Source organism: Bacillus halotolerans, from assembly GCF_001517105.1.
Lineage (GTDB): Bacteria > Bacillota > Bacilli > Bacillales > Bacillaceae > Bacillus > Bacillus halotolerans.
In genome coordinates this window covers 140,386-153,319 of the sequence record NZ_LPVF01000001.1, presented here as the reverse complement: position 1 = coordinate 153,319, position 12,934 = coordinate 140,386, and the positions used below count along the sequence as shown (strand labels likewise).

11 protein-coding genes are annotated in these 12,934 nt (G+C 45.4%); 3 read left to right on the top strand and 8 right to left on the bottom strand.

Annotation, left to right across the window (positions count from 1 at the left end):
• Positions 1 to 31: 31 nt before the first annotated feature.
• The 4 genes from AU387_RS00765 to AU387_RS00750 all read right to left on the bottom strand — a co-directional run bounded on the left by AU387_RS00765 (position 32) and on the right by AU387_RS00750 (position 5,460).
• Positions 32 to 997: an L-lactate dehydrogenase gene (locus AU387_RS00765; protein ID WP_059334446.1), complete on the bottom strand. Its 966-nt coding sequence runs from the start codon at positions 995 to 997 to the stop codon at positions 32 to 34.
• A gap of 176 nt (positions 998 to 1,173) precedes the next feature.
• Positions 1,174 to 3,153, bottom strand: a complete 1,980-nt coding sequence (gene amyE, locus AU387_RS00760; RefSeq protein WP_044162004.1) for an alpha-amylase — start codon at positions 3,151 to 3,153, stop codon at positions 1,174 to 1,176.
• Between the two features lie 266 nt (positions 3,154 to 3,419).
• Positions 3,420 to 3,911 carry a DUF6773 family protein gene (locus AU387_RS00755; RefSeq protein ID WP_044162006.1) on the bottom strand — a complete coding sequence of 164 codons (492 nt, stop codon included), beginning with the start codon at positions 3,909 to 3,911 and terminating at the stop codon, positions 3,420 to 3,422.
• A gap of 115 nt (positions 3,912 to 4,026) precedes the next feature.
• Complete coding sequence (locus AU387_RS00750) at positions 4,027 to 5,460, bottom strand: YfcC family protein (RefSeq protein WP_059334445.1); 1,434 nt, start codon at positions 5,458 to 5,460, stop codon at positions 4,027 to 4,029.
• 128 nt (positions 5,461 to 5,588) lie between these two features.
• On the opposite strand from AU387_RS00750, the gene AU387_RS00745 reads away from it, so the two are divergent.
• Positions 5,589 to 6,740 carry a M20 peptidase aminoacylase family protein gene (locus tag AU387_RS00745; RefSeq protein WP_059334444.1) on the top strand — a complete coding sequence of 384 codons (1,152 nt, stop codon included), beginning with the start codon at positions 5,589 to 5,591 and terminating at the stop codon, positions 6,738 to 6,740.
• A gap of 37 nt (positions 6,741 to 6,777) precedes the next feature.
• On the opposite strand, the gene AU387_RS00740 is transcribed toward AU387_RS00745, so the two are convergent.
• From AU387_RS00740 to opuAA, 3 genes are read right to left on the bottom strand one after another with little or no spacing between them, the layout of a single operon-like run.
• On the bottom strand, positions 6,778 to 7,659 hold the full coding sequence (locus tag AU387_RS00740) for a glycine betaine ABC transporter substrate-binding protein (protein ID WP_059334443.1): 882 nt from the start codon (positions 7,657 to 7,659) through the stop codon (positions 6,778 to 6,780).
• Positions 7,659 to 8,507: a glycine/proline betaine ABC transporter permease subunit OpuAB gene (gene opuAB / locus AU387_RS00735; protein ID WP_024120135.1), complete on the bottom strand. Its 849-nt coding sequence runs from the start codon at positions 8,505 to 8,507 to the stop codon at positions 7,659 to 7,661. The genes AU387_RS00740 and opuAB overlap by 1 nt, the downstream gene beginning before the upstream one ends.
• 1 nt (position 8,508) lies before the next feature.
• Entirely contained in the window at positions 8,509 to 9,765 is a 1,257-nt protein-coding gene (gene opuAA / locus AU387_RS00730) for a glycine/proline betaine ABC transporter ATP-binding protein OpuAA (RefSeq protein WP_044162018.1), read from the bottom strand.
• Between the two features lie 290 nt (positions 9,766 to 10,055).
• On the opposite strand from opuAA, the gene AU387_RS00725 reads away from it, so the two are divergent.
• Both AU387_RS00725 and AU387_RS00720 read left to right on the top strand, forming a co-directional pair.
• Positions 10,056 to 10,358 (top strand): ArsR/SmtB family transcription factor, encoded by a 303-nt coding sequence (locus tag AU387_RS00725; RefSeq protein ID WP_081638228.1) that lies wholly within the window; start codon positions 10,056 to 10,058, stop codon positions 10,356 to 10,358.
• A gap of 66 nt (positions 10,359 to 10,424) precedes the next feature.
• The gene (locus AU387_RS00720; RefSeq protein ID WP_095532956.1) at positions 10,425 to 11,606 is read left to right on the top strand and encodes an MFS transporter; all 1,182 of its coding nucleotides are present in this window, start codon (positions 10,425 to 10,427) and stop codon (positions 11,604 to 11,606) included.
• A 13-nt stretch (positions 11,607 to 11,619) separates the two neighbouring features.
• Here the strand turns inward: AU387_RS00720 and niaP are convergent, their stop codons facing one another.
• Positions 11,620 to 12,822 carry a niacin permease NiaP gene (gene niaP, locus AU387_RS00715; protein ID WP_059334442.1) on the bottom strand — a complete coding sequence of 401 codons (1,203 nt, stop codon included), beginning with the start codon at positions 12,820 to 12,822 and terminating at the stop codon, positions 11,620 to 11,622.
• Positions 12,823 to 12,934 lie beyond the last annotated feature (112 nt).

Genomic DNA, 12,934 nt, shown 5'->3' with positions numbered 1-12,934 from the left:
GACAATCAGCCCTTTACTCTGTAGTTGCGTTCTAGTTGACGTTTTGTGCTGCAAAATGCGGTTTTAAGATGTTTTTGAGCACGTTGGCACTGTGGTTAAACTGCTCTTTTTCTTTCTCATTTAAGTTCAGCTCAGTGATACCGGCGATACCGCCGCGGTTGACGACAGCCGGCACTCCGATGTACACGTCATCTGCTCCGTATTGTCCGTCCAAATATGTGCTGACTGTTAAAATGCTGTTTTCATTATGAAGAATCGCTTTTGTAATTCGCGCAAGGCTCATGGCTACCCCGTAATATGTCGCGCCTTTTTTCTCAATGATATGATAAGCGGCGTTTTTCACGTCATCCACGATCTGGTCAAGCTCTTCTTGTTTGTATGCTTCGTTTTTCTCAACCAGTTCACTGACCGGCACTCCGCCGATATTCGCGTGGCTCCAGACAGGAAGCTCAGTATCGCCGTGTTCGCCGATAATATGAGCGTGCACATTGTGTGCCGCTGCACCGAAGTATTCGCTCAGCATGTAACGGAATCTCGCAGAATCAAGTGTTGTGCCGCTTCCGATCACTCGCTCTTTTGGCAGGCCGCTGAATTTCCATGTTGCATACGTCAGAATATCAACCGGATTTGTCGCGATTAAGAAAATGCCGTCAAATCCGCTCGCCATGACTTCACTGACGATTCCTTTGAAGATCTTTAAGTTCTTTTCTACTAATTCAAGGCGTGTCTCACCAGGCTTTTGGTTTGCTCCGGCGCAGATGCAGACAATATCAGCATCCTTGCAGTCTTCATATGTTCCGAAAGATGTTTTGACCGGATGCGGCGCAAACGCCTTTCCGTGGTTTAAATCCATTACATCGCCCATTGCTTTTTCTTTATTTACATCAATGACCACAAATTCATCTGTGATCCCTTGGTTAATTAACGCAAATGCATAACTGCTTCCAACAAAACCCGCTCCGATTAAAGCTACTTTATTTACTCGTTCATTCATCATTTATCCTCATCCTCCAGTGTTTGTTTATCTTTGGTGTTTGTTTGTGAAGTATTTCACATTTATATTGTGCAACATTTCACAAACTTTTGCAAGAGAAAAGATTTGTCTGATTTATGAACAAAAAAGAAACCATCTATGATGGTTTCTTTTGGGATTTTTCCGCTGATTGCTTGCCCTCACTGAGGAAGAGAACCGCTTAATCCAGAGTTGTTATATAAACCATTTTGCACATAATCAAAGCCAGGCTGATTCTGGCCGGGCACTTGGGCACTGCCATTATTAAAAATCACTTTGGCGTTGGTTGTATCCGTATCCGCCGGCAGCGTCAGTGTGTAAATTCCATCTGCATTCTTAGTCATTGCTTTACCTGGCCAAGACCCGGTCAATTCGATTGCCCGGCCTCCATCATGTTTATAGATATAAGCATTTACATGTCCCCAATGATTCGGATTTTGATAGCCAATTGTTTTGGCCGCAGACGGGTCTCTTTTTACAAAGCTGTACTCTTGGGCCCTCGTTACACCATCACTGTTCGTTCCTGTTAACGTGATGTCGTATGTTGTGCCAAATGGGTCTCCTTTTCCGATTGTTAATTGGTCTCCATCCTTAAACGCTGTCTCTTGCCCATTATTGATTTGATACACGGCTTTTGCTGTATTCACATCTGCACGCAGGGTGATCGTCAGTTGATCATTGAAAGAATGGGTTACCCCTGTTTTGACATCCTCAAGGAAGACATGAGGCGCATTTGCAATATCATCAGGATAAAGAACAGCCACTGATCTGGCATTGATTGTGCCTGTCAGTTTACCGTCCCTGACTTGAAATGAACCGGTCCCGGCTTTATTATCATAGCTGCCATCAGGTAATTTCGTTGAAGCATTGATGCTGACAGAAGAGGAACCTGCATTTGCCAACACAACACCTTTTGAGCCGCGCTGATTCATAAATATTTGATTGTTTCCATTCGGATTCGATAGCTCCTCAGGCTGTCCAGCCATTACATTGTGAAACGTATTGACCGCAACGATAGCCTGATCCTCAAATAAAGCACTCCCGCGATCGCCTATTTGGGTTTTCCCCGGGAATCTCACACCATTTCCGCCGCCCTCAGGCCTTGAAAAAAAGAGAGGCGTACTGCCTGAGCGAGAAGCAATCACTGCCCAGCCTAAGCGGATATCGTCATCGCTCATCCATGTAGACTCCTCATCATCATTTGCATACGTATCATGCGATTCCACCCACGTGACTAACTTGTCGGCTGACACATCAGATGCATAATGGGAAATATTCGACACGCTCAGATTACGATTCTTTAAAGCGGACCTTATGGAATGTCCATAGTTAGATGCTGTCACATTCATATAATTCGCATATGCTGCATCTCTGGAGGCACTGTCTTGCAGGATTTCTCCGTATTGGAACTCGGCAGATGTATTCGTGATATTCGGCCAAAATTGGCTGCCGTAATTCCCATCATCGGGAAGCTCTATATGCTTGGCGGCATCATAGCGAAATCCGTCTGCCCCATCATTCAATGCTCTTTCTAAGAAACGTTTCAGATAGGACTGTACTTGTGTATTTTGTGTATTCCAATCATACAGCCCGAGCAATGAATTCTGCGTGACATCCCATCGATCGGACCAGTTTTTAATTTGTGTGTTTCCATGCGTCCAATTTGATATACTTTTAATTTCATTTGAAATCGCAGCATAGTCACTGGTTGTGTGATTGATGACGGCATCGACAATAACCTTCACACCATATTCTTCAGCCGCGGCACACATTTCTTTAAACTCTTCCTCGGAACCCAGGTACCTGTTGCCAATCTGGTAAGAGGTCGGCTGGTAAAGCCAGTACCAGTTCCCCATGCTTTTATCTCCATTATTTCCTTCCTTTACTTGATTAATAGGAGACGTCTGAATGGCAGTATATCCTGCATCATGGATATCCTTCATATTATTTTTTAAGGTGTTGAACGACCAATTCCAAGCATGAAGAATCGTCCCGCTCTTTATTGATGGCGCTGTATATTCATTTGATTGGTTCGCAGTCTCTGCATTTACAGCCACCGGCCCTGCCAGAATCAAATGAAACAGCAATAATAATCCAGCGAATAACGGCAGAAAAGAGGTATTTAATCGTTTTTTAGACATTCTGTACACTCCTTATTTCAATTTTCATTTCTGAAGACTTACCGCGGAGTCAGAAATCCCTCTTACTCAATCCTTCCACTTCCTCCTTTCAGACGAATATGAAGACTGGAGAATTTTGTTAACGCTTACATTTTAAATTATCATACTCTTTCTATCAAAACAACTTGATAGAGTCATTTCCCAAACAGACATCACGAGCCGTTTTACATTCTTACACAGCAAGTGGAGCTATTTGTCTGATTTATGAACAAAAAAAGAAACCATCTCTATGATGATTTCTTCTTAAACTCCTTTTTTACCGTTCTTCTGTAAGACAGCTTCACGATTCCGAATCGAAGCAGAAACAGAACGCCGCCGCAGACGATAAATAGGAGAATCATTTTCAGCCAAGCGAAGAATGTGTGGGGAACTCCCCTGTCATACATCGTAAGCACCACTACCGCAAAGGCGACAGCTATTGATTCTATGAACTGCTGCTTCACCCGTTTATGCAGTTCTTCCTCGGTGTCTATTCTCGGCATCAGCATTCCAGAAGCTGATGCCCTGATGCAGTAATATAAGATGATAATGAACAAAAACACAAGGCTCGAGACCCATTCTTTAAACGGAAATTCAAACATAATGCCGCGGATGATCACATCCAGCAGCGCAAACGCCCCGGCTAACTTGCCGATATCCGACCATATCTTTTGTTCCTTTTCTTTTACTCTCTTATTTTTCCCATTCACGCCTGAAAGTCTGTTATGCAGATTATTCATGACCTTCCTCCCGCACTTTTACGAATGGCTTATGGCTTACATGTTACAATAACAGCCTGCGCTTCTGCAACGAATAAATGAAAAGCCCGCCGTACAAGCCGGCGGGCATCAATGTTTAAAACGGCCCCCAATTGATCAGGACACCGATACAAATAAACACAAGCCCGATTAAGAACCAAATCAGAGCGAGCGGCAGCATAAACCGAAGCCACTTGACGTACGGAATTCCGCTGGCGGCAAGCACTGCCATCAAAACGCCGGACGTCGGGTTCACACAGTTGACGACCCCTTCTCCAAGCATAACCGCTTCCACCGCGACCTGTCTCGTGATGCCCATCAAATCAGCGAGCGGCGCCAGAATCGGAATGAACACAACCGCTTCGCCCGATCCTGAAGAGATGAGAAAATGAAGCAGGGCGCTGGCGATATACATGCCAATTGCGCCGGCCATCGGACTGAACCCGTCCAAAACCGAAGCCAAAGCATTGACGACTGTATCCAGCAGCTTCCCATTTTCAAGAATGACAGAAATGCTCCGCGCCATCCCGACAATCAGCGCACCGTATACAAGGCTCTGGCAGCCGGTAATAAAAGTTTTAGCAATATCGTTTGCCGAAAGTCCTCCAATGAATCCGGCAAGGACAGAAATAAAAATAAACGTCGCAGCCATTTGGGAATCTGACCAGCCGAGCTTCAATGCGCCGTACAAAAATCCGATCAGCGACAAACCCGCCACTCCCAAAATCAGCTTATGGCGAACGGTAAACGGCACAGACTTATCTTCTTCTTGATTCGCATCGCCCAATCCTGCCGCCGGGAACCAGTTTGTGCCTAACACACTGGCATCCTTTGATTTCTTTAATTTTCTTGTATACCAATAGATATAAATAATAGAAGACACCAAAAAGCATAAGTATATGACTACACGAAGGCCGATCCCCGAAAACAGAGGCAGCTCCGCAATCGATTGAGATAAGCCAAGCGGAGACGGTGATAAAATGGTAGAGTTAAACCCGGCATAGCAGCCAATATAAATAACAGCCGCACCCGCGACCGCATCCCATTTTAAGGAGCGTGCGACAATAAGGCCGATGGGGATGAATCCGATCACTGAATTCACAACAATTCCGGTCGTTCCAAGAATAGAAAACAACGCACCGACAATACAAATAAATAATAATTGCTTTGTGCGGAACTTGCTGATGACATTGTAAATCAGTCCGTTGATGGCACCTGTTTTTTCTAAAATAGCGATCGTGCCGCCTGTGAATAAAATCAGAAAAATAATAGGCGCTGATCCGACCATTCCATCCTGAAGAGAAGTGAAAAAGCTGATCAGGCTGACCGGAGACTGTTCGATTGAATGGTAGCTTCCCGGCACCGCAGTGGTAACCTCCCCCTTCGTCACACGGTCAAATTCTCCCGCCGGCACAATATACGAAGCAACGGCGCAAATGAAAGCGATGATAAATAAGAGGACATAGGCGTCAGGCATGTTAAAGGCGGTGCGTTTTTTCTTTGGCTGTGTTTCGGCTGCTGGCATACTCATATTTCGATCCATCCCCCTCTTTTTAGAAAATATCTATTATTCTGAAAAATATAAATATGTGCTATATTATAAACAGCCTATCTACCTGTTTCAATATAAAAAAAGGAATGAAGGAGGTTTTTCTTCCCATGCAAAAACTCTCAGAAGAAATGAAACAAACCGTAATGGACATCTTTGAACATCTTCACGCCAATCCTGAAGTCAGCTGGAAAGAATATGAGACAACTGAATTTCTTAAACAAAAACTCGAAGATGCAGGGTGCCGCACGCGCACGTTTTCAGATTGTACAGGAGTTGTCGGCGAAATAGGTTCGGGTTCGCCTGTTGTAGCTGTCCGCGCTGACATTGATGCATTATGGCAGGAGGTCAACGGCACATTTCGCGCCAATCATTCCTGCGGGCATGATTCGCATATGACAATGGCTTTAGGTACGTTAATGCTGCTGAAAAAACAGCCGCAGCTTCCGAGCGGAACGATACGTTTTATCTTTCAGCCAGCAGAAGAAAAAGGCGGAGGCGCTCTGAAAATGATAGAGGAAGGCGTGCTTGATGACGTCGACTATTTGTATGGCGTCCACGTCCGTCCAATTCAGGAAACCCAAAACGGACGCTGCGCCCCATCCATTCTGCACGGGTCAAGCCAGCACATCGAAGGCACAATCATCGGAGAGGAAGCTCATGGCGCACGTCCGCATCTTGGCAAAAACAGCATCGAAATCGCGGCATTTCTCGTCCAAAAGCTGGGGCTGATTCACATCGATCCGAAAATCCCGCACACTGTCAAAATGACAAAGCTTCAAGCCGGCGGCGACAGCTCCAACATCATTCCCGGAAAAGCGACCTTCAGCCTTGACCTGCGGGCGCAAACAAATGAAGCCATGGAGACCCTGATCGCTGAAACAGAAAGAGCCTGCGAAGCGGCTGCCGCGGCATTCGATGCGAAAATTGAACTTCACAAGGAACACAGCCTCCCAGCGGCAACACAAAATATAGAAGCTGAAGGCATTATGGCTGAAGCGATCACAGACGTGATCGGAGCTGATCAGCTCGATGAACCTCTTGTTACAACCGGCGGCGAAGACTTTCATTTTTATGCCGTGAAAGTGCCGAACCTTAAAACGACCATGCTTGGCCTCGGCTGCGGACTTCAGCCAGGACTCCATCACCCGCATATGACCTTTGACAGAAACGCGATGTTTACCGGAATTCACATTTTAGCAAACGCCGTGTTAAAAACGTTCCAAAAAGCGGATACACTCGCAACAGCCAATGCCTCTTAAATCAAAAAAGCAGCCTGCGAACAGGCTGCTTTCTTCATTATTTCTTCAGATCTTCAATTGAGTTGACGTTTTTCATATATTCAGGCACAACAAGACCCATCTTCACGCCAGTGATACTGGCGCCTACATCATCATATTTGCCTTTATATTTGGCAGCGTATGGTTTATGGGTATTCGGCAGCCATGCGGAAAGGGATGCGTCCGCGCTTCCCGTCGCAATCGCCGTCCACATCGGACCAGCTTCTACCTGAGTGAGTTTCACGTCATAGCCCAAGTCTTCTAACACTTTGCCCACAACGTTTGTACTTGCAATCTCACTGTCCCACGCCACATAGGCAAGGTTGATTTTGTCTCCCTTGACCTTTTGCACGCCTTTGGTCCACTCCGCGATTTGATCCTTGTGCTTCTTCACATACTCAGCAGCGGCTTTGGAAGGTTTCTCGCCTTCTTCCACCTTGATCATCACTTCACCCATGTCGTCTTGCGTCCATTTAAACTGGCTCAGAAGCTTAACGGCATTCGGCTGTTCTTTACTGAAGCCTTTTCTGGTGATCGTATGAATCTCCTCAGCACTGCCGTAAGTTTTTTTCGGATCATCGAGATATTTTAATTTATATCTGGAGAACATCCAGTGCGGTGTCCATCCTGTGATAATAATTGGTTTCTTACGGTCGTATGACTTTTTGAGCGTAGCAGTCATTGCAGCGCTTGACGATGAAATCAATGTCCAGTCGTTCAATTTGTAATCCTTCAACGCTTGGTCAGTCAGGCTCATAATACCTGAACCGGGGTCAATCCCGATGATCGTCTTATTCACCTGTTCAGCCGCGGATGCATTTTCGTCGTTTTCTTGTCCGCAAGCCGCAAGCGAGAGTGCCAGCATGGCGGAAACACCGATACCGATGATTTTTTTAAACATCAGGCATTCCCCCTGCTTTTCTTCTTCACTTTAATATTTTGTGTAATACGGTCGAGCGTAATCGCAACGATAACGATGGCGATACCAGCTTCTACACCGACCCCTGTTTTCAGCTGTGTAACGGCGCTGTATACTTCTGAACCTAATCCCGGCGCACCGACCATTGCTGCGATAACAACCATTGATAATGCAAGCATGATACTTTGGTTGATCCCGGCAAGAATAGTTTTTGTTGCAAGCGGAAGCTGAACTTTAAACAAACGCTGAGCTGTTGTAGAACCAAACGCTTCAGTTGCTTCAATCAGATCAGCAGGCACTTGTTTAATACCGAGAACCGTCATACGGATTGTCGGCGGCATTGCGAAGATAACAGACGCAACGACACCCGGCACAACACCGATATTAAAGAAGAAAATTGCCGGCAAAAGATATACGAAAGCAGGCATTGTCTGCATTAAATCAAGGATAGGCGTTACGATACGGCGAACCGTTTCTTTCTGCGAAGCCCAAATTCCGATCGGCACACCGACCACAATCGAAATAATGACGGATGTGACAACCAGCGCTAACGTTTGCAGCATTGGGTCCCAATATCCTAAATAATCAATTACGAGAAACCCAATTAAAGTGAACAACGCAATTCCTCTCGTACTGATCCACCATGCAAGAGCTGCGAAAATAATCGTTAACAAAATAGAAGGTATAAATCCAAGCCCGCTTACAATCCCGTTTACAAAAACGGCCAAGCCATTTGCGATTCCGTCGAGGAACCCGCCGAACGTTATCGTAATCCAGTCAACAAAACGGTCAATGATATCTGCTAAAGGTATTCTAGGCAGTCTATCCAATTTACTTCACCTCCTGTGCAGAAGGGTCTTGTGGTTGTTCTTCAGTGCCTTCAACATTGATATAATCGTTATTGCCCGCAAGTGCGCCAATCAGCGCGCCTTTTACGACAATCCCTTTCATTCTTTGCTTTTCATCTACAACCGCAATTGGAATATTCGCGTCAGACACAACGTCAAAAATCTCAGTCAGATACGTATTCTCTGGTACAGTCGTAAATTCCGTATTCAAGATATCCTGAAGGGATAAATCAGACTCGGCTGCTTTTTTCGCATCAGCTGCGTAAATGACACCTAACAATTGTTTCTGTTTATCGACTGCATAAATAGATGAAATCCCTAGGTTTTTCATCAGTGTTAACGCAACGCGAGGCCCTTTATCAATCCGCACCGTTTCAGCGCGTTTCATAATGTGGCCGGCAGTTAATACTTTAGACAAATCAACGTCCTCAACGAATTTCTCAACATATTCGTTGGATGGATTCATGAGGATTTCTTCCGGCGTGCCGATCTGAACGATATTTCCGTCCTTCATCAGAGCGATTCTGTCGCCGATGCGAAGCGCTTCGTCCAGATCGTGCGTAATAAAAATAATCGTTTTTCCGACATTATCATGCAGATCCAGAAGCTCATCCTGCATGTCTTTACGGATTAATGGATCAAGCGCACTGAATGCTTCGTCCATCAGAAGGATGTCCGGATTATTCGTCAGAGCGCGGGCAAGGCCGACACGCTGCTGCATTCCGCCCGAAAGCTGATCAGGGTATTGGTGTTCAAATCCTTCAAGTCCGACAAGTTTAAGCGACTCCAGCGCTTTTTGCTGGCGCTCCTGTTTGTCTACACCTTGAAGCTCCAGTCCGTATTCTGTGTTTTCAAGTATCGTTCTGTGCGGGAACAGAGCGAACTTTTGGAAGACCATACTGATTTTTTTCCGGCGGACTTCCCGGAGCTGGTCTTTAGACATATTTGTTATCATGTCACCATCAATGTAAATTTTTCCGGCAGTCGGTTCAATAAGCCGGTTTAACAGCCGTACTAAAGTTGATTTACCGCTCCCTGATAGACCCATGATGACAAATATCTCACCATCATATACATCAAAATCTGCTTGGTTAACCCCAACGGTTGATCCGGTTGCTTTCAGGATCTCTTTTTTATTTTTTCCGTCGGCAAGCATTTGAACTGCTTTCTTTGTTTGTTTCCCAAAAATCTTAGAGACTTTCTCGACTTTTATTTTAATCGGTTTCTCATCTACACTCATATTTTCCCTCCATATTAAGCAATCTTTATTACCGTACCATTTATGTAACAACACACACAAACCGCATATTCTCTTTTATTCTGTACCATTTCATGATAAACATCCCTGTGACCCCAAGACCTTATTTATGCTTCTAAATACTCTGTAATCCTCCTTTATTATTGTATTTTACGGGTAAAATTAAGCCTTTTTTAAATTGAAAACGCTTTTATTGAACCGAAAATCCTTCCTCCTCTTATGACTTCAAGCTCCTTTACTGGAAAAATAAGTTGCTTTTTCATCTCTATGTAATGTATTATAGTTTCATGACTATGAAACAATCAGAAGACCATATCAGAGCTCACATATTCAAAGCATTGTCTGACGAATCCAGGCTTGCAATTATTCGTACGCTTTATTACAGCGGAAAAGAACTCAGCTGCGGTGAAGTAGGTGAAAAATGCAATATCGTCAAAACCACAGCATCTTATCATTTCAAAACGCTGCGTGAAGCGGGATTGACTGCAACGCGAAAAGATTCACGGACAAAATATGTCAGGCTGCGTGAAGACACATTTCAAACATACCTGCCTGGCTTTCTGGAGACCCTCTAAGAAGGGTTTTCTATATACATATCTGTTTCATAGTTTCATAATTATAAAACTATAGGAGTGTTAAACGTGAAACTTATTTGGCTTTTTTTCAGTGTAATGTTTGTCATCGGCACAGATACCTTTTTGCTCTCACCGCTTCTCCCGCTTTTGCAGGACCAATTCCATGTCTCCACTGATTTGTCAGGCTGGATGGTCAGTGCTTATGCGCTCGGTTATGCGCTGTTTGCTTTGGCAGCCGGTCCGATCTCTGACCGTTTTAATCGGAAAACAGTGATGCTATCGGGGCTTGCGGGCTTTATCCTTTCCACGTTTTTATGCGGCATCGCTCCCTCCTTTGCCGCCATGTGTGCATTCCGTTTTGCCGCCGGTGTCAGCGCCGCGTTTGTGACGCCTCAAATTTGGGCATCCATCCCTGTCATCGTCCATCCCTCAAAAGTGTTAAAAAGCATGGGGATTGCAACAGCAGGATTAGCTGCTTCACAAATGCTCGGGCTTCCGATCGGCGGATTTTTGGCTTCCTTCACTTGGCACACGCCCTTTTTCGTTCTATCAGCAGGCTCGCTTGTTCTCCTGTTCATTTTGGCGGCGGCCATGCCAGATATTCGTCCTGCAGAAGCGGCAGCACACCGTTCATCTTTAGTCAGCCCTTATCGTGAGCTGTTTTCACTGCCAAAAACATCGATGGTCCTGCTTGCTTATTTTCTCTTTCAAACAGGGAATTTCGCCACGTTCAGCTTTCTCGGCACCTGGCTTTTTGCAGATTATCATTTAACCGTATCCCAAATCGGCGCCGCGATGCTTGTACTGGGGCTGGGAAATATGCTTGGAAGCCTTATAGGAAGCAAAATTGCATCAAAGCTCGGAACGTATAAGACATTAATCAGCGGCATGCTGCTGATGGGAGCGCTCTATTTTTCCCTTCCTTTCTTCCCTAACTTACTTATTGTAGAAGCCAGCTTTTTTCTGACTTTCTTTATAGCGGGGATCATTTTTCCGTTATTGATGGGGATATTCCAATCCATTTCACCGAACGCTCGCGGAACGATTGCATCTCTTTCCAATGCGGCTATGTATGCAGGAACCACTGTTGGCACATGCCTTGCCGGACTTTTATATCAAAACACGCATCATTTTGGAGCTGTCACGGCGTTTACGGCGATTTTATTTGTCCTGTCTATGGCCCTTTATCAAACAAGCAGAAAAAACAAACCGCAAGCTGCCGGTTTCCATGTAAAAAGCACCTCATGATGAGGTGCTTTTGTTATTCAAGCTCAGTTTGTTTCGTTTCTTTCCCCATAATCAAAATACACACGACCGCCAGTAAAATGGCAATGCAAAAGATTGAAAAAATCACTGAAAACGAAATATGGCGGGCGGCGAGTGTTCCGACGAGCAGCGGGCCGAAAATGCCGCCGATTCTTCCAAACGCCGCTGTGGTTCCTGAACCTGTCGCGCGAATCGATGTTGGGTATTGCTCCGGTGTATAGGCATACAGCACGCCCCACGCACCAAGATTAAAGAAGGACAGCAGCATTCCAGCCGTCAGCAGCAGCCCTAAGGAATCTGCCGTTCCGAAGAAATACGCGCTTCCCGCTGTTCCGATCAAATAAATGACCAGTATCCATTTCCGGCCCGCCTTTTCGATCAGCCACGCAGCCGAAAAATAGCCCGGAAGCTGAGCAAGCGTCATCAGCAGAACATATTCAAAGCTTTGAATCATGCTGAACCCTTTTAACAGCATCACACTCGGCAGCCACAAAAACATCCCATAATAAGAAAAGACAACGCAGAACCAGACGATCGACAGCATTACCGTCGGCCGTATATACTGTTTCGCCCAAACGCTTTTCACGTTCTCCCACACCGATTTCTTTTTCATAGAAAGCGATTCGTACTTTGGCGAATCAGGCAATCCTGTCCGCAAGTACAACGCATAAAACGCCGACAGTGCGGTTAAAAGCAAAGCCGCCTGCCAGCCGAAGCTTGGAATGACAAAATAAGAAATAAGCGCCGCTGCCAGCCAGCCCACAGCCCAAAAGCTTTCGAGAAGCACAATGACCCGTCCCCGTTTTTCAGGCACAACCGCTTCCGAAACAAGCGTTGAAGCGACAGGCAGTTCGCCGCCAAGTCCCATCCCAATTACAAAACGCAGAATGAGAAATGCCGATAAGCTTGTGACAAAAGCTGATATACCGCTTCCGATTGAAAAGCATAAAAGGGTAATGATAAATACTTTTTTGCGGCCGATTCGATCAGCCAGCAATCCAAACAAAAACGCACCCACAGCCATGCCGATGGAATTTACGCTTCCGATCCATTTCATTTCTTCAGGCGAAAGATTCCACTCCACGTGGAGCGCGGCGATAATAAACGATAATATTCCGACATCCATTGCATCAAACAGCCACCCTAAACCGGCGACACCCAGGAGCTTACGCTGGGATATAGGCTGTTGTTTTCCCATAGCCAACACCTCTGATATGCAAAATAATTACCGTTTAAGTTTACACCTGTCTTTACACATTGTCATTACCTAATTGATGTCAATCAAAAACCCCGCTTATGATTCACAAGCG